17 protein-coding genes and 1 other annotated feature are annotated in these 17861 nt (G+C 42.3%); of the genes, 3 read left to right on the forward strand and 14 right to left on the reverse strand.

The genetic code is table 11. The features are described 5' to 3' along the window. Positions 1 to 5: 5 nt before the first annotated feature. From MHH61_RS02835 to zapA, 4 genes are all read right to left on the reverse strand, one after another. A complete protein-coding gene (locus MHH61_RS02835) occupies positions 6 to 2363 on the reverse strand; it encodes an endonuclease MutS2 (RefSeq protein WP_024423224.1) in 2358 nt (785 codons plus the stop codon). A 21-nt stretch (positions 2364 to 2384) separates the two neighbouring features. Then, positions 2385 to 4097: a DNA polymerase/3'-5' exonuclease PolX gene (polX, locus tag MHH61_RS02840; protein ID WP_125587582.1), complete on the reverse strand. Its 1713-nt coding sequence runs from the start codon at positions 4095 to 4097 to the stop codon at positions 2385 to 2387. 114 nt (positions 4098 to 4211) lie between these two features. Beyond that, positions 4212 to 4745 carry a CvpA family protein gene (locus MHH61_RS02845; RefSeq protein ID WP_125587581.1) on the reverse strand — a complete coding sequence of 178 codons (534 nt, stop codon included), beginning with the start codon at positions 4743 to 4745 and terminating at the stop codon, positions 4212 to 4214. A gap of 7 nt (positions 4746 to 4752) precedes the next feature. Continuing rightward, entirely contained in the window at positions 4753 to 5010 is a 258-nt protein-coding gene (gene zapA / locus MHH61_RS02850) for a cell division protein ZapA (RefSeq protein ID WP_012010831.1), read from the reverse strand. A 134-nt stretch (positions 5011 to 5144) separates the two neighbouring features. Between zapA and rnhC the strand changes: the two genes are divergently transcribed. Further along, positions 5145 to 6068 (forward strand): ribonuclease HIII, encoded by a 924-nt coding sequence (gene rnhC / locus MHH61_RS02855; protein WP_125587580.1) that lies wholly within the window; start codon positions 5145 to 5147, stop codon positions 6066 to 6068. A 56-nt stretch (positions 6069 to 6124) separates the two neighbouring features. On the opposite strand, the gene MHH61_RS02860 is transcribed toward rnhC, so the two are convergent. The 4 genes from MHH61_RS02860 to MHH61_RS02875 all read right to left on the reverse strand — a co-directional run bounded on the left by MHH61_RS02860 (position 6125) and on the right by MHH61_RS02875 (position 11979). Then, positions 6125 to 7275 (reverse strand): IS3 family transposase gene (locus tag MHH61_RS02860; protein WP_149125678.1). Its coding sequence is split into 2 segments (ribosomal slippage): positions 6125 to 7002 and positions 7002 to 7275, totalling 1152 coding nucleotides; the frame shifts between segments, so codons are not numbered across the junction. Between the two features lie 119 nt (positions 7276 to 7394). Next, a complete protein-coding gene (pheT, locus tag MHH61_RS02865; protein ID WP_125587144.1) occupies positions 7395 to 9809 on the reverse strand; it encodes a phenylalanine--tRNA ligase subunit beta in 2415 nt (804 codons plus the stop codon). Positions 9810 to 9824: 15 nt separating this feature from the next. Continuing rightward, the gene (gene pheS / locus MHH61_RS02870; protein WP_041107190.1) at positions 9825 to 10859 is read right to left on the reverse strand and encodes a phenylalanine--tRNA ligase subunit alpha; all 1035 of its coding nucleotides are present in this window, start codon (positions 10857 to 10859) and stop codon (positions 9825 to 9827) included. A gap of 376 nt (positions 10860 to 11235) precedes the next feature. After that, entirely contained in the window at positions 11236 to 11979 is a 744-nt protein-coding gene (locus MHH61_RS02875; protein WP_125587145.1) for an RNA methyltransferase, read from the reverse strand. 113 nt (positions 11980 to 12092) lie between these two features. On the opposite strand from MHH61_RS02875, the gene sspI reads away from it, so the two are divergent. Continuing rightward, positions 12093 to 12314, forward strand: coding sequence for a small acid-soluble spore protein SspI (gene sspI, locus MHH61_RS02880; RefSeq protein WP_024425725.1), 222 nt, complete (start codon positions 12093 to 12095; stop codon positions 12312 to 12314). Between the two features lie 42 nt (positions 12315 to 12356). Here sspI and cstA read toward each other — a convergent pair whose 3' ends face one another. Continuing rightward, positions 12357 to 14153, reverse strand: a complete 1797-nt coding sequence (gene cstA, locus MHH61_RS02885; RefSeq protein ID WP_041086552.1) for a carbon starvation protein CstA — start codon at positions 14151 to 14153, stop codon at positions 12357 to 12359. Between the two features lie 344 nt (positions 14154 to 14497). Next, positions 14498 to 15586: a M42 family metallopeptidase gene (locus MHH61_RS02890; protein ID WP_039180527.1), complete on the reverse strand. Its 1089-nt coding sequence runs from the start codon at positions 15584 to 15586 to the stop codon at positions 14498 to 14500. Positions 15587 to 15765: 179 nt separating this feature from the next. Between MHH61_RS02890 and MHH61_RS02895 the strand changes: the two genes are divergently transcribed. Then, positions 15766 to 16170, forward strand: coding sequence for a hypothetical protein (locus MHH61_RS02895; RefSeq protein ID WP_024426127.1), 405 nt, complete (start codon positions 15766 to 15768; stop codon positions 16168 to 16170). A gap of 17 nt (positions 16171 to 16187) precedes the next feature. Here MHH61_RS02895 and MHH61_RS02900 read toward each other — a convergent pair whose 3' ends face one another. The 4 genes from MHH61_RS02900 to infC all read right to left on the reverse strand — a co-directional run bounded on the left by MHH61_RS02900 (position 16188) and on the right by infC (position 17649). After that, a complete protein-coding gene (locus MHH61_RS02900) occupies positions 16188 to 16454 on the reverse strand; it encodes a DUF1294 domain-containing protein (protein WP_024426128.1) in 267 nt (88 codons plus the stop codon). Between the two features lie 63 nt (positions 16455 to 16517). Next, on the reverse strand, positions 16518 to 16877 hold the full coding sequence (rplT, locus tag MHH61_RS02905) for a 50S ribosomal protein L20 (RefSeq protein WP_007501659.1): 360 nt from the start codon (positions 16875 to 16877) through the stop codon (positions 16518 to 16520). Between the two features lie 31 nt (positions 16878 to 16908). Beyond that, on the reverse strand, positions 16909 to 17109 hold the full coding sequence (gene rpmI, locus MHH61_RS02910) for a 50S ribosomal protein L35 (protein ID WP_003216324.1): 201 nt from the start codon (positions 17107 to 17109) through the stop codon (positions 16909 to 16911). A gap of 24 nt (positions 17110 to 17133) precedes the next feature. Next, positions 17134 to 17649, reverse strand: a complete 516-nt coding sequence (infC, locus tag MHH61_RS02915) for a translation initiation factor IF-3 (RefSeq protein WP_024425720.1) — start codon at positions 17647 to 17649, stop codon at positions 17134 to 17136. Positions 17650 to 17720: 71 nt separating this feature from the next. Further along, positions 17721 to 17852 (reverse strand) — a sequence feature (ribosomal protein L20 leader region). Between the last annotated feature and the right edge of the window lie 9 nt (positions 17853 to 17861).

A 17861-nucleotide genomic window follows, 5' to 3' on the forward strand; every position in this document is an offset into this window, starting at 1 on the left:
CCTTTTTACTTTAATTCGACGATGGTAACGCCTGATCCTCCCTCGCCTTGTTCCCCAAAACGAGCATTTTTCACACTTCGGTGCTGTTTCAGTAATTCCTGAACCCCTTTTCTAAGGGCGCCAGTTCCTTTTCCGTGAATGATTGACACTCGCGGATAACCAGCTAAGACAGCATCATCTAAATATTTCTCGACTCTGCTTAAGGCATTTTCATAACGCTCGCCCCTTAAGTCAAGCTCAAGCGATACATGATAGTCTTTTCCTTTGACTGCCGTAATGGCTTTTTCCTGCTTAAATTCAGGTGCTGATTTGATAAATTCCATATCTTTTTCTTTTACTTTCATTTTCAGAATGCCCATTTGGACACTCCATTCTTTGTCACCTGTTTGTTCAAGCAGCGTTCCTTTTTGCCCGAAGGTGAGCACTTTCACTTCGTCGCCTGATTTTAGCTGTCTTGCTGCTTTTTTCACCGGCTCTGGCTTTTTCTTCCGGTCAAACTCAGGAACTGCTTCTTCAAGACGCTTTCTCGCATCGATGAGTTCATGCTCTTTGAATGAGCGATGCTCATTTTTTATCGACCGAAGCTCTTGAATAATATCTTCTGCTTCTTTTGAGGCTTGTTCAATTTTTTCTGCCGCTTTTTGTTCAGCTTCTTCTAGCAGTTTGTCCTTTTGCTCATTCCATTCAAGAATTTGTCTCTGCAATTCTTTATGAAGCTTTTCTGCTTCTTTTCTATAGATTTCTGTCTCATGCAGCTCTTCTTCTGCTTGTTTCTTGCTGTCTTCTAATGAAGCAATCATTTGGTCTACTTCATTATGTTCGGCATGCATATCCGCTTTTGCCCGGTCAATGAGGTGATCTGGCAAACCAAGACGTTTAGAAATTTCAAATGCATTACTTCGTCCGGGCACACCGATGAGCAAGCGGTACGTTGGTGATAAGGTTTCAATGTCAAACTCCACGCTCGCATTTGTGACACCTTCTCGGTTATACCCGTAAGCCTTCAGCTCAGGATAGTGAGTCGTTGCGATGACGCGTGCATTTGTTTGATGCACTTCATCTAAGATACTCATGGCCAGCGCGGCACCTTCAGCAGGGTCTGTTCCTGCCCCTAATTCATCAAATAACACGAGTGAGTTAGATGTCAAATTCTTTAAGATATCCACAATATTGACCATATGAGATGAGAACGTACTCAAGCTTTGCTCAATCGACTGTTCATCTCCAATATCAGCAAAGACTTGGTCAAACACCGCCACTTCCGATCCTTCTTCAACTGGAATATGAAGGCCTGACTGCGTCATCAGCGTGAGAAGACCAAGCGTTTTTAAGGTAACTGTCTTACCCCCTGTATTTGGGCCAGTAATGACGATGGTTGAAAAATCTTTGCCGAGCTCGATGTCATTTGCCACAACCTGATCCCTAGGCAATAGAGGATGTCTTGCCCGCTTTAAATAAATTTCCCCTTGATCGTTCACAGCAGGCTTTGTGGCTTTTTCTGCCTTTGCATATTTTGCTTTAGCAAAAATAAAATCTAACGTCTGAAGCTCCTTTACATTGTGAAGCAGTTCCTCAATGTGTTCTGACACACTCTCTGTCAGCATTTGCAGGATCTTTTCGACCTCTTGTTTTTCTTTTAAACGGGTTTGCTGCAAGGTGTTATTTAAATCCACGACCACTTGCGGCTCGATAAAAAGGGTTGCCCCAGATGATGACTGATCGTGAACAATTCCGCCGTAATTCGAGCGGTACTCCTGCTTTACCGGAATCACAAACCGATCATTACGAATAGTGACAATCGTGTCTGACAGCATTTTCGAAGCAGATTGTGAGCGAATCATGGATTCTAATTTATCTCGAACTTTTGATTCAAGTGAACGTAATTGTATGCGCAATGAACGAAGTGCCGGGGTGGCATGGTCGAGAACTTCTCCATTATCACCAATACAGCTTTCGATTTCTTTTCTGACTTCAGGCAGTAAAATCAGTGTCTCTGCATATGTATGAAGTCGTGGTATGTCTACACCATCTTCATACATGGACTTGAGAAAATGCTTCATATTCTTCACAGCATATAATAGTCCTGCAATTTCCATGAGCTCAGACGGGCTTAATGTACTGCCGATTTCTGCCCGTTTGACCCCGCGTCTAATATCCGTCAGCCCGCCAAATGGCGCCGATCCCTTTAAGCGGATAACATCCTGTGCTTCTGCTACCTCTTCCAGCAAATGCTGAATGGTTTCTATATCCGTCAGCGGCGTTAAATCCTGCGCTCTTTCTTTTCCTAATGAGGATGCGGTATAGGACATGACTTTTTCTTTTACTTTATGAAATTCTAATGATGCTAACACTTTTTGTTGCAGCATGGTCCAGCCTCCTAACGACTACCTGTCACGCGTTAAAAACTTTTTGATCTCGTTTAGAGAAAAAGTATTCACGACATTTGCTTTTGGTGTCCAGCCTTTTCTTGCAGCTGTTACACCAACTTCCATATGATCCAGCATGGCGATATTGTGTGCATCTGTATTGATCATGATGTTTACACCTGCTTCGTTTGCTTTCATTAAATGCTCTGTTTTCAAATCAAGTCTTGACGGGTTGCTGTTGAGCTCTAGTGCAGTTCCCGTTTTCTTCGCAAGCTCTATAAGCTGATCTATATTTAAGGCATAGCCGTCCCGTCTGCCGATCAAACGGCCTGTTGGATGTGCAATTAAATCCACATGCTGATTCCGCAGCGCATTTTCAAGGCGCTCCATGATGACTTCCTCTGGCTGAGAAAAGCTCGAATGGATAGACGCAATCACAAAATCCATGTCTGATAAAAAGTCATCATCATAATCTAATGATCCATCCGGGAGAATATCCATTTCGACCCCTTTGAAAATGTGAAAATGCTGGAATTCTTGATTCAGCTTGTCAATTTCTTTTGCTTGCAGACGTAAACGTTCTTTTGTTAAACCGTTTGCTACTTTTAAATATTGCGAGTGGTCTGTAATCGCCATGTATTCATAGCCTTTTGCGATACATGCCTCTGCCATTTCGCGAATAGAAAATGCACCGTCACTCCAAGTCGAGTGCATATGAAGGTCGCCTTTGATATCTTTTAACTCTACAAATTGCATACTTTCTTTATACGTATCAATCTCCGCTCCGGTTTCACGAATTTCTGGCGGAATGAGCGGAAGTTCAAAATGCGCATAAAAAGCGGCCTCGTCTTCAAACGTTTTGACTTCCCCAGTTTCAATTGTTTCCACACCATATTCACTAATACGCTCTCCGCGTTCCTTCGCAAGCTGGCGCATGCGAATATTGTGATCTTTTGAGCCGGTGAAATGATGCAGCGTTGTGGCAAATTGATCTGTTGTCACAAGCCGGAAGTCTACACTGATCTCAAAATCAAGGGCAAGAATGACAGATACCTTCGTATCACCGCTTGCGATAACGTCTTTGACATCATCAAGTGCAACGAGCTGCTCTCTGACTTGTTCAGGATCGCTGGTCGCAATGATATAATCTAGATCTTTGACAGTTTCCCTTGCACGTCTTAGACTGCCAGCTCTAGAAAAACGAAGAATACCCTTCATCTGTTCAAGCGCATGATCAATCCGCTCTGCCACATCTAATGCAAAGCCAATTGGCAGTCGTTCTGGCTGCTTTCCGGCCTCCTCAAGAGCAGCGAGAATCTTTTCTTCTGTTTTTTTACCGAAGCCTGCAAGCGCTTGTACTTTTTCCGCTTCACATGCTTCCTTTAATGACTGTGCATCATGGACTCCAAGCTCTTGGTAAAGCTTAGCAATCTTCTTCCCGCCAAGTCCTTGCAATTTTAAGAGCGGGACAAGTCCTTCAGGCACTTCCTTTTTTAATTGTTCGAGTGTTTCTGATTGTCCTTTTTCGATATACTCTGTGATCACAGCAAAGGTTCCTTTTCCAATGCCGGGTAATGCTAATAGATCATCTATTTGAGAAAGGCTGCGGTCGTCTTGTTCCAGTGCCGCTGCTGCTTTACGAAAGGCAGAAATTTTAAAAGGATTATCTCCTTTTAGTTCCATATATACTGCAATTGTTTCAAGAAGTTTGATAATATCTTTTTTATTCATCTCTCATCCTCCAGCCGCTTTGGCATCTTCCTATATAAATATACAAACTTTCCCTTCATCCTACAACTTTCTGTCATGGAATGAGAAAAAACTTCTCCAGGAAAGGAGAAGTTTTTAAACTCCATACGTCGACCATAGGTCTTTGACAAGACCGGACAGGTAAGGGGTGTTGTTTACGATCACATCTGCTAACATTGATTTGCTCATCATTGTTTGCAGCGCATCTACTGGAAGTAATGCAGCGACAAACAATAGAATAAACACAAATAAATAGGTTTCAAGAAATCCTAAAACACCGCCAAGCAGTTTGTTCACCTGTTTAATCACAGGTATACTTGCAATGGTTGTGAGCAATCCGCCAATGATGGCGAGCAGGATTTTGGTCAAGATAAACAGAATGATAAACGCAATGGTATTATAATAAGCTGTTTCTAGATTCCCGCTAAAGAAAGCGAGCTGCGGTTGACCGCCACTAAAATTAGGTGCCGGAATCCACGTAAGCTGTGGTGACAGTGACTGATAAAACATGGACGCCACTAAGATAGAAACAACAAAGCTGATCAATTTAATAAATTGAAGAATAAACCCGCGTTTTAGACCGACAAGCGTTCCCATAAGAAGCAAAAACAAAATGATGATATCGATCACGGTAATTTCATTCCTTTTCTTTTAGCTGAATCTCTAATTTTTCGTATTGCTCTTTTAATTTCAAGTAGTCGTGGACGACATTGACTGCTGTCAGTACAGCTAATTTGTTTATATCAAGGTATGGATTTTTTTCATTTATTTCTCTCATTTTATCATCAACAATTGACGCAACATGCCGCATATGCATCTTCGTTTCTTGACCGATGATCGTATAGGACTGTCCGTATATCTCAACTGTTGTTTTCGTTTTACCGCCGTCAGACAACGTTTCTCCTCCATTCCACGAGAATCCTAGTCTCTATCATAACATGTTTAGACATTGAATGGAAAGACGAGCCCTTACCTGTTATGGTACACTTTAGAAATCAATGATATCAAGGTAAAAAGGAGTTATCCACTGTGCCCCAATCCGTTTTAAAAGCAACATCAGAAGACCTCAAAAAAATGAAGAGCGCGTATGCGCACCATTTAACAGACACTTTGCCGCCAGGCGCCCTCTTTCAAGCAAAAGTCCCTGGCTGTACGATTACAGCTTATCGATCTGGGAAAGTGCTCTTTCAAGGGCAAAAGGCAGAAGCTGAAGCCAGTCAATTCAGCCATTTACAAGCAGCTGATACGAAAAGTCAAAAATCACCTACTGTCACAAAATACAGTCCGCCGCCCGGCATTGCTTCCATGTCGGTCGTCGGTTCAGATGAAGTAGGTACAGGTGATTATTTCGGACCGATCACAGTCTGTGCGGCCTATGTTGATGCCAGCCAGCTTGCTTTAATGAAAGAGCTTGGCGTAAAAGACTCAAAAGGATTAAAGGATCCGCAAATTATCAACATTGCCAAGGATCTCATCAAAACCATTCCGTTCAGTCTTCTCGTTCTCCGAAATGAAAAGTACAATACGATGCAGGAAAAGGGCATGAGTCAAGGAAAAATGAAGGCACTGCTTCATAACCAAGTCATCACTTCTGTGCTAGAAAAACTCGATGGAAAGCAGCCTGAAGCCATTTTGATTGACCAATTTGCAGAACCAGGCATTTATTTCAAGCATCTTGCCGGGAAAAAAATTATTCGGGAGCGGACGTATTTTAGTACAAAAGCAGAAGGCATCCATTTGTCAGTCGCTGCAGCTTCCATTATCGCAAGGTACGCCTTTTTAATTGAAATGGACAAATTATCACAGGCTGCAGGCTTTGACATCCCAAAAGGGGCCGGTCCTCATGTAGATAAGGCCGCCGCCAAGCTCATCAAAATGCATGGTGAAGATGCTTTACGTCAATTTACAAAGCTGCATTTTGCCAACACACAAAAAGCGAAAAAAATGCTATGAAAAAAGCTAGGGCCCAGGGACTGACCCCCGTTTTTGAGACAGGGATCAAAACACCTTTATACAGCCAATTGCCGATAGTTGATCGGTGATTGGTTGTTTAGTTTTGTTTGAATACGAATGTTGTTATAATAATAAATGTATTCTTTGACAGTGCGTTCTACGATGGTGGTCGTAGTTCGATCAATACTGTTAAGATAGAACGTTTCAGACTTTAGCGAGGAATGAAACGATTCGATGGAGGCATTATCAGCGGGCGTCCCTTTACGGGACATGCTCATGGTAATGCCTTTTATATGAACAGCTTTCTGATACTCGTAAGATGTATACACAGAACCTTGGTCGCTATGTAACACACAGTTTTCAGGCAGTGCTGGGAGCTGATCAAGTGTGTTTAAAATAAAGTCTGTGTCCTGCTTATCACCAATCGTAAACGCAATCACTTCTCCATTATATAAATCCAATATACTGGAAAGGTACAATTGTTTCTGTCCATAAGGCAAATACGTGATGTCCGTTACTAGTTTTTCAAGAGGGCGATCAGACTGAAAGTTCCGATCCAGTATATTACCAGCCACAGCATAGGGCTGCCCATTTTTCTTACGCTTTTTCATTTTAACCCGGCACTGCCACTGGTTTTTCTGCATGATACGTTGAACAGTTTTATGGTTAATACGCATTCTCACTTTTAGTAAGGCTGTGATTTTTCGGTATCCATATCGATACTTGTGCTCTCGGCACAACGTGCCGATTTGTTTCTCTAGTTGTCTTTTAGAATGATTCTGATTCAGATTCTTTTTCCATCTATAGTACGAAGCGCGTGAGACGCCTAAATGGACACAGATGTCCTGTACTGTCATCGTTTTGCACAATTCTTCTACCAGTTTGATTGACGTTTCCTTATCAACTTCCTTTCCAATTCGTTGTACTTTTTTAAAACTTCATTCTGTTGACTCAGATAGCGATTTTCTGCCTGCAGTCTCTCTAATTCGGAAGAGTACTCGGGACCCTTTCTATGGGTATATTGTTTTCCAACAGGCTGTTCGAACCGGTGTGTATCCCCAGCCTTATGCCACCTCACCCATGTCTGAACCTGCGTTTTATTTTTGATATTCAATTCCCGCAAAATCTCTTTCATTGATACGCCTGCCAATCTCATTTCTACAGCCTTCTGTTTGACTTCAACCGGATAACTCACTCTTGTCCCCATAGAAAAAACACCTCCATGTTTTATTTCGGATTACAACGATCCGTTTTCAAACTTGAAGGTGTTTTTTATTTGTCTCATCTTATGGGGTCAGTCCCCCATGAGGCCATAGCTTTTTTTCTTTACCCGCGTAAGACGGCTTGATACGTATCTTCTAGTGCTTTCAATACTTTTGTATGAACAGCTGTGACTTCTTCCTCGGTCAACGTTTGTTCAGGGTTTAAATATTGAAGTGAGAATGCAACAGATTTTTTGCCTTCTTCCATATGTTCCCCTTCGTATACATCAAATACAGATAGGTCTGTGAGTAATTGACCGCCTGCTTCATAGATCACACGCTCCAGCTGTCCGCTTGAGATATGCTGATCGACAACAAGTGCAATATCTCTTGTCACAGCAGGGAATCTCGGAATCGCTGTATATTTCATATCCTTCGTTTCAGATGTCATCACATCTGTTAAATCAAACTCGAAGACATACGTTTCTTTTAAATCCAATTCCTTTTCAACGACTGGATGCAGTGCGGCAACAAAGCCAATGACTTGACCATTTAAGTGAACATCTGCAGTTCGCCCTGGGTGAAGACCCTCACGCTCTGCTTGAACATATGTGATTTGGTCTGACACACCAAGCTTTTCAAACAATCCTTCAGCAATTCCTTTCGCTACATAAAAGTCGACAGCTTTTTTCTCGCCCTGCCAAAGATTTTTATGCCATAAGCCTGTCAGCGCACCAGCGACATGTTCTTTTTCCACTGGTTTTGCCCCTTCAGCTTCTGCTAAGAAAACAGAGCCCGTTTCATAAAATCCAAATGAATCAGCTTGTCTTGCCAAGTTATATGCTACAGAATCAAGTAAGTTTGGCAGAAGACTTTGTCTTAACACACTGCGTTCCTCACTCATTGGCAGAGAAAGTCTCGTTTCATAAGCTGGATGCAGGGCAAAAGCTGTGGACTTATGCTGATTTGTCAATGAATACGTAATCGCTTGAGAAAGTCCTGCGCCCTCTAAGAAACGTCTTACCTTTCTGCGCTTTACTTGGTATGGGGTGAGACCGCCAACAGTGCCGGCTGTCGCAGGCAGTGTAGATGGAATATTATCGTAGCCGTATAATCTTGCGACTTCTTCAATGAGGTCTTCTTCAATCGTAATATCCATTCTGCGGGAAGGAACTGTTACGACAAGAACATCATTTGATTCGCCCACTGTAAAGCCTAATTTGTTGAAAATCTGAATCATATCTTCTTTTGAAATGCTCATTCCAAGCACCTTGTTCACACGCTCAGTTGATACGTGGATGACATTCATACTTGCTTCAAGGTGATTTTCCTCAACTGTACCGCTTAGCACTTCACCGCCTGCATACATGCTGATCAATTGAGCTGCTCTTTCTGCTGCCGGTTTCGTACGCTGCGGATCGAGGCCTTTTTCAAATCGTGTGCTTGATTCACTGCGAAGCCCTAAGTCTCTAGATGCTTGACGGACTGTTTGACCGTTGAAATATGCCGCTTCTAAAAGAATCGTCGTCGTCTCATCCCGTACCTCTGATTCGAAGCCGCCCATGACGCCTGCTACCGCGTGCGCTTTCGTTCCATTCGTGATGACAAGATGCTTTGATGACAATGTACGCTCTTGCTCATCGAGTGTTTGAATGATTTCGCTGTCAGACGCTTTACGAACGACCACCTGCTTTGAACCAAAGCGGTCATAATCAAAGGCATGAAGCGGCTGGCCGTATTCAAGCAGTACAAAGTTTGTAATATCCACAACGTTGTTAATTGGACGGATGCCTGCATTCATCAATCTTGTTTGCATCCAAAGCGGTGCTGGTCCAACCTTTACATTTTTAATGATCTTCGCTGCATAAAGTGGATTCGCTTCTTGATCCTCAATTTTAACAGAAATATAGTCTGCTGCTTTTTCGGAAGAAGTGTCATGTGCTGTATCAGGAATCTTGATATCTCTTCCTAAAATGGCGGCAACCTCATAAGCCACACCCAGCATATTCAGGGCATCGGCACGGTTTGGTGTTAAGCCAAGCTCAAGTACCGCATCATCTAATTGAAGTGCTTGAAGAGCATCATCCCCTGGTTTCACGTCATTCGGAAAAACAAAAATCCCTTCTGCATATTCCTTTGGTACGAGCTTGCTCTCTACGCCTAATTCTTGCAGAGAACAAATCATGCCATGAGACTCTTCACCGCGCAGTTTTGCTTTTTTAATTTTAAAGTTGCCAGGAAGGACTGCGCCAACCGTTGCGACGGCCACATACTGTCCTTTCTCCACATTCGGAGCCCCGCAAATAATTTGCACCGGTGCGTCTTCGCCGATATCAACAAGACATTTGTTTAATTTATCCGCATTCGGATGCTGTTCACGTTCAATGACGTGTCCAACGACAACTCCTTTGATGCCTTCGCCTTTATATTCAACGGCTTCCACTTCAATTCCGCTTCTTGTGATTTTTTCTGCTAATTCAGCCGGCTTGATGCCTTCTAAATCGACATAGTCTTCTAACCATTTATATGAAACAAACATGTTGATTTCCTCCTCTTAGTCCTGCTTGAATTGCTTTGTGAATCTAATGTCATTTGTGTAGAAATGGCGAATATCATCAATGCCGTATTTCAGCATCGCGATCCGTTCCACACCCATTCCAAAAGCAAAGCCTTGGTAAGTTTCTGGATCAAACCCGCTCATTTTCAGGACATTCGGATGAACCATTCCTGCACCTAAAATCTCAATCCAGCCTGTTCCTTTACATACAGAACAGCCCTTCCCGCCGCATTTAAAGCAAGACACATCGACTTCGACAGATGGTTCTGTGAAAGGGAAAAAGCTTGGACGCAGTCTAATTTCACGATCTTCCCCAAACATTTTTCTTGCGACTGTCTCCAGCGTTCCTTTTAGATCACTCATGCTAATATTGTGATCGACGACAAGCCCTTCAATTTGCATAAATTGATGTGAATGAGTCGCGTCATCACTGTCACGTCTATATACTTTCCCAGGACAGATGATCTTCACAGGACCTTGTCCTTTATATTTCTCAAGTGTACGTGCTTGTACTGGTGATGTTTGTGTTCTCATCAGTGTATCTTCGGTAATATAGAAGCTGTCCTGCATATCACGTGCCGGATGCTCCTTTGGAAGATTCAATGCTTCAAAGTTATAATAATCCGTTTCCACTTCAGGACCTTCCTCAACGGTGTAGCCCATTCCGATAAATAAATCTTCAATATCTTCGACAACTATCGTTAATGGATGTCTTGCTCCCATTTTGATTGGACTTGCCGGCAAAGTAACATCGATCGTTTGAGAAGCAAGTTTTTTCTTCACTTCTTCTTTTTCCAGCTGTTCATTTTTTTCAGCAATGGCACTAGCAATCTGCTCTCTTACTTCGTTTGCAAGTGCACCCATTTTCGGTCTTTCTTCTGCGGAGAGCTTGCCCATTCCGCGAAGTACTTCTGTAATCGGTCCTTTTTTCCCTAAGTATTGAACACGAATGTCATTGACCTCTTTGAGCGAGCTAGCTGCTTCAACCTTCGCTATCGCCTCTGTTTCAAGCTGTTTTAACGTTTCTTGCATGAGTGTGATCCTCCTTTTGATATACAAAACCGCTCGGATAAACGGCTGTTTGATCGTTTGAAGACAATAAAAAAACTCGTTCCTCCATAAAAGAAGGGACGAGTTGTGGTCGCGGTACCACCCTTGTTAAGCACAAATGCATGTGCGAATAAGCTTCATTGACATAACGGAATCAAACGAATCCGGTCCACCTTTACGCAAAGCCTGCGGTCCCGGTGACAACTCCAGAGGTGAATTCCTGTTTCAGCATTCCTTAAATGCACTTTCAGTCTACGATGCATTCTCCCTAAAAGGCCGCTTCTTGAAACAATCTTCCTCTATCATGGTTTTTAAAATATTAGTTTTATTATAGTGAAAATAAACGCATGTTGCAACATTATCCACGCAAATGATAAACAAGAACAGCGGCTGCAACAGCTACATTTAATGATTCTGCCTGCCCATACATTGGTACATATAAATTTTGGTCTGTCATTTGCAGAATCTCTGGGTCAATACCAGCCCCTTCATTTCCAACAATTAATGCAAACGGACCTTCTGCCGTTACGCTTCTATACTCTTTCGCATCTTTTAAAGCACTTCCGTATACAGGTATGCCTCGTTCTTTCAGCTCCGTGATCGCCTGTTGAAGAGTTTGCTTTAAGATAGGCAGGTGAAAATGAGACCCTTGTGCCGAACGGAGCGTTTTTCCGTTAAACGCATCAACTGTTCCTTCTCCTACGATCACGGCATCAAGGCCAGCGGCATCTGCTGTTCGAATGAGTGTGCCTAAATTCCCAGGGTCCTGTACTGCGTCTAATAAAAGAAGCCGTTCAACCTTCTTTTCTTCAAAAACAGGAACTGCACAGACCGCGGCAATGTGCTGAGGCGTTTCTGTTTCTGTCATGGCAGAAAAGGCCTCTTCGCTCAGTTCATAAAGCTCAATGTCTGGCTGGATATGAGAAGGAAGCATATCGGGCGAGGTGACCATTAATTCCTTCACGATCCCGCTCTTTAATGCTTCTTCGACTAAATGTATTCCCTCAACGAGAAACAGCCCCGTTTTCGTTCGTTCTTTTTTCGTATGGAGCTTCTTCCACTGTTTAATGTTTGTGTTTTTAGCTGATTCTATATATTTCAAGCGACGTTAACTCCTTTAATTATCATGAATTTATTATATCTCATGCACACTACATAATAAACCTGTCTTTGAGACAGAATAGGGCTATTACCATCAAAAAAGGAGTGTGGGCAATGGATTTTAATTTAAGAGGCGCAGTCATTCAAAACATTACTGGCCATAATCAAGAACAGCTTGAGCATACGATTTTAGATGCTATTCAAAGTGGCGAGGAAAAAATGCTGCCAGGCCTTGGCGTGTTGTTCGAAGTGCTATGGCAAGAAGCATCAGAAAACGAGAAAAATGAGATCCTTGAAACATTAGAACAAGGCTTAAAGCCTCAGCAGCAGCAATAAAAGAAGCCGGTTTGCTTATAAAAGCAAGCCGGCCTTTTTCATTTAGCCAGTGATAGGCGTTTCCATTCGAAGCGCTGGATCACGCCAGATTTCAACCCATTTTTTCATCGCAAACACAATAATCACAAAACCTAAGATCAGCATAATGATCGACAGCACCGCATTCAGCACGCTGTAACCGGATGCTTCAGGATTGAGATATACATTCGCTACCATCCAATAGCCTGCATAATTCACCGTCACATATAAGTAAGCAAGCGGAATTAAACAAGTCAGCATATATCGCCTTTTATCTGCAATTTTTAATACAACGGTTGCCCCAATGATTAAACCAACCGAGGCCATTAACTGATTTGAAACCCCAAACAGCGCCCAAATAGACCCGATGTCTCCTGAATAAAGTAAGTATCCCCACATAAAACAAGCAAGCGCACTTGCAAACACCGAACCAGGTACCCAGTCAGTTCGTTTAAGCGGTTTATATGCTTCACCTAAGAAGTCTTGAATCAAGTAGCGTGCCACACGTGTCCCCGCATCAATAGCAGTTAAAATAAAGACAGCCTCAAACATAATGACGAACTGGAAGAAGTAAGAAGCCAAATGACTAAAGAACGGAATCCCCGTAAAGATATACGCCATCCCTACCGCCAATGTCACGGCACCACCCGTTCTTCCTTCTAAGTCAAGGCCGATTTCCTTACTCAGCTGCGGAAGGTTTTCGACACTCATACCGAGTGTTCGGAACACTTCTGGTGTACTGTTTATCGCAAAATAATCTCCTGGATGCAGGGCAGTAGCCGCAATTAAAGCCATAATCCCAACTAAGCATTCCACAAGCATTGCGCCAAACGCAACAGGCTTCATATCACTCCATCGGTCCAGCATCTTAGGTGTTGTCCCTGAACCAACAAATGCGTGGAAACCAGAAATAGCACCGCAAGCAATGGTAATCGAAATAAATGGCCAGACAGGACCAGCTAATACAGGTCCTCCTCCATTCACAAACTCTGTAAACGCCGGGAATTGAATAGACGGATTCACGACAAAGATTCCGGCAATCAGCGCAATGAATACACCAATTTTCATAAAACTACTTAAATAGTCCCTCGGTGCAAGCAGCAGCCAAACTGGCAGAGCCGCAGCAAAAAAGGCATAGATCGGCAGGGCAAGAGCAAGCGTTTTTGTATCAAGTGTTAAAAAATCACCTAGTGCCGTTCCTTGAATATTTGGCCCAAGGAATACACCAAACATCAGCAAAATAAATCCCGCAGATGTCGCCAGCTTTAAATTGCCTGTTTTTTTATAATACAGACCAACCCCCATTGCAATCGGAATCGTGATTCCAACTGCAAATGTCCCCCAAGGGTTACGTTCTAAAGCATGAAGCACAACCATAGACAAACCTGCCATTGTGATGGTAATAATAAACAGCATCGCAAGCCCTGTACAAAACCCGGCAACAGGTCCCAGCTCTTCCTTCGCTACCTCTGATAATGATTTCCCCTTTTTTCGCATCGACGCAAATAAGACGACTAGATCATGTACAGCTCCGCCTATGACTGCACCAATTAAAAGCCAAAGGAGACCAGGTAAATATCCAAATTGAGCGGCTAAAATCGGACCCACTAACGGACCAGCAGCTGCAATCGCAGCAAAGTGATGCCCAAATGTGACCCATTTATTTGTCGGCACATAATCTTTCCCGTCCTCTAGCGTGTGAGCCGGTGTAGGATGATCATCTGTGACCTTTAATACCTTGACCATCATAAATGTGCCATAAAGACGATAGGCAATCGCTAAAATACACATAGATCCTATTACAATTGTAACCGCATTCATTTAACCATCCCCTTTGTATAAACAATTTGTTACAAATATAACATAAATTGATTGGTTTTTCTTTCTTTTAAAACCAAGTTGACAAATAAGAATAATGTGTTTATTCTTAAGGTAGCTTCACCTACTTCCATAAACTCTCTTTTGACAGGGCATTCTAGCTCTGTCCTTTTTATTGCTTTCATCTTACAAAAATAAACGCTCGATCACATGTGCCTTATTCACTAGGAAACACTCTCTTCTTTTACCAAAAACAGTTCTTTTGGCTCAACTTGAACACACCGTTCATTTCCTGGGAAATTCAATAAAAAAAGCCTTTCCCCTGTACTGAGGAAAGGCATTCTTACTTAAGAACCGTACGTAATCTGTTCAACGGTTTTTTGATCAAGTCTTTTGATCACTTCTGTTAAAAGCTTCACTGCATTTTCATAATCATCTCGGTGAATCATTGCAGCATGGGTATGAATATATCTGCTCGGAATCCCGATAGATAGTGATGGAACTCCATGACCTGTTAAATGAATACCGCCAGCATCTGTCCCACCGCCAGGCATTGAGTCATATTGATAAGGAATGTTCAGCTCATCAGCTGTTTGGACAACAAAATCACGAAGTCCTTTATGAGAGACCATTGAAGCATCAAATACAACAATCGTTGGGCCTTTGCCAAGTTTGCTAGTTGCTTCTTTCTCAGTGATGCCTGGTGTATCTCCTGCTACACCTACATCAATGGCAAATCCAATATCCGGCTGAATTGTAGCCGCTGCTGTTTTGGCTCCGCGCAGGCCTACTTCCTCTTGGACAGTTGCGACGCTGTAAGCAATATTCTCATGCTGAGCATTGTGTAAGTTTTTCATGACATCAATGGCCGCTGCACAGCCAATACGGTTGTCCCATGCTTTTGCAAGGAGCATTTTTTCATCATTCATGACTGTAAACTCAAAGTAAGGAACGATTTGATCTCCAGGCAGCACGCCCCACTCCATTGCCTGTTCTTTGCTTGACGCCCCAATATCAATAAACATATCCGTAATCTCAATTGACTTTTTACGAGCTTCAGGTGACAAGACGTGTGGTGGCTTTGAACCAATTACCCCTGTGATCTCTCCCTTTTTCGTCACAATGGTGACACGCTGGGCGAGCATGACTTGTGACCACCAGCCGCCGACTGTTTGAAAACGAATGTAGCCTTTGTCATCAATTTTTGTCACCATGAATCCTACTTCATCTAAGTGACCAGCGAGCATAATTTTAGGTCCGTTAGCGTTTCCTTCCTTTTTAGCGATCAAGCTGCCAAGGCGGTCTGTAGAGACTTCATCTGCATATGATTCTATGTATGTCTGCATGACTTTTTTGACATCACGTTCATTTCCTGGAATCCCTTTTGCATCCGTTAGGTCTTTCAGCATAGTTAATGTTTGATCGAGCTTTGTCATTCCATTTATCCTCCTTTATCTTCATGGTGCATTCTTATTATACAAAACCTCTTTCGTTCAATACGATCTTTTTATGAATATTTTTTCGTTTTACGAAATATTTTTTTAAAAAAAGTTGAAACCTTTTGGCGTTTTCATTCGTAGTACATCAGATAACGGTATTGGAGGTGCATCCTGTCATGTTTGTAATCCTCATGAGACTAGCTCTTGTTGCACTGCTTGTCTACATCTTCTACATGGCGGTAAAATTCTTCTCAAATCCGAGAAGAAAGCTGAAGCAAGCACAATTAAAAGAAGGCTTTTATTTTATGGACGAACAGCAAAATGCGCGCAAAAATTTTAATTTCGTCTATAAAGGTGTCTTGTTTGAAGGGGAGAAGCATGTTCCTTCTAAGGATCATCCTCTGTTTGTCCACTCCATTTACGTTTGGACGGAGTCACCTGAGAAGCTGAGTGAATTTACATTAGAAGACTTTGAAAAACTGGAGGAAAACATTATCGAGCGTTATCCTCAAACAAAAATTGATTGGGATCAGCCTATTAAAAAAATCAAACAAAAAAAAGGAGCAGACACGCCGTCCTAATGGCGTCTGCTCCTTTTTCAAATAACTTGGATATATCCCAATAGAATCAACTGCAAAATAATTAATACAGGCATGCCGATTTGAAAGGCAGGATGCTTTGTTTTATGCCGGAAATACTGCATTCCTAGATACGATCCGGCAGCGCCAAAAAGAACCGCAGCACTCCATAAATGCGCCTCTGAAATTCTCCATTTATGTGCTTTGGCCCGGCGTTTGTCCTCACCCATGAGAAAAAAGCCATAGCCATTCACTAAAATAAGCAGCAGGATTAAAGCCATATTCATTCAATTCACCTCACATGATGAGAAAAAAAGATCACCCCTCGAAGGAATGATCTTTTATAAAACTTACTTGTCTAGTTGTGCTTTTGCAGCATCAGCAAGCTGATTGAATGCATTTAGGTCATTCACAGCAAGGTCAGCAAGCATTTTGCGGTTTACTTCGATACCAGAAAGCTTTAAGCCATGCATTAAACGGCTGTAAGAAAGACCGTTCATACGAGCTGCAGCGTTGATACGAGTGATCCATAGTTTACGGAAGTCACGTTTTTTCTGACGACGGTCACGGAAAGCGTAGTTTCCAGATTTCATCACCTGTTGGTTTGCTACTTTGTATAATCTATGTTTTGAACCGAAATAACCTTTTGCTAATTTAAGAACCTTTTTACGACGCTGACGCGACACAGTTCCGCCTTTTACTCTTGGCATTGTAATTCCCTCCTATGATTCCTATTCCAAATTACTTGATGTTTGCAAGTTGTTGTTTGATACGTTTGAAATCTCCAGCACTTACGATTGCGCTCTTACGCAATTTACGTTTTTGCTTTGTAGATTTGTTAGCGAACAAGTGACTTGTGTACGCATGAGAACGTTTAAGTTTACCAGAACCTGTTTTTTTGAAACGTTTAGCAGATCCGCGGTGAGTTTTCATTTTTGGCATTGGATGTTTCCTCCCTCTGTTACTTTACTTTTCGACTTTTGGTGCAAGCATGAGGAACATGCTGCGTCCGTCCATCTTAGGTTTTGTTTCTACTGTTGCTACTTCAGCGCAAGCTTCAGAGAAACGGTCTAACACGCGCTGTCCGATTTCTTTATGCGTAATCGCACGGCCTTTAAAGCGGATAGAAGCTTTCACTTTATCTCCCTTTTCAAGGAATTTGATTGCATTACGGAGCTTCGTGTTAAAATCATGTTCATCGATTGTCGGGCTCAACCGAACTTCTTTTAAGCTAATGATTTTTTGATTCTTACGTGCCTCTTTTTCCTTCTTCTGCTGTTCGAATCGGAACTTACCATAGTCCATGATTCGGCAAACAGGTGGTTTTGCATTTGCAGCAACTAACACAAGGTCAAGATTAGCTTTAGCAGCAATTTCCAGAGCTTCCTGGCGGGTTTTAATCCCAAGCTGATCGCCATTTTGTCCGATCAAACGAACTTCACGCGCACGAATACCTTCATTAACTAATTGATCTTTGCTAATAGTGAGCCACCTCCATGAGATTTTGAATTGAGTTCACAATTCATTTTGACCATTTCGTTGTATGTTTTACAGGCAAACAAAAAGTGTGGGCATATAAAACACCCACACTGCGAACATTTGCATGAAAAAATAAATGTACGGTCAACCTGTCAACTACAAACATGTGTCAATCAGGTGAGAAGCGGGTGCTTCTGCTTGTGATATCTATTCAA

The organism is Bacillus sp. FSL K6-3154 (assembly GCF_040869395.1).
GTDB lineage: Bacteria > Bacillota > Bacilli > Bacillales > Bacillaceae > Bacillus > Bacillus safensis.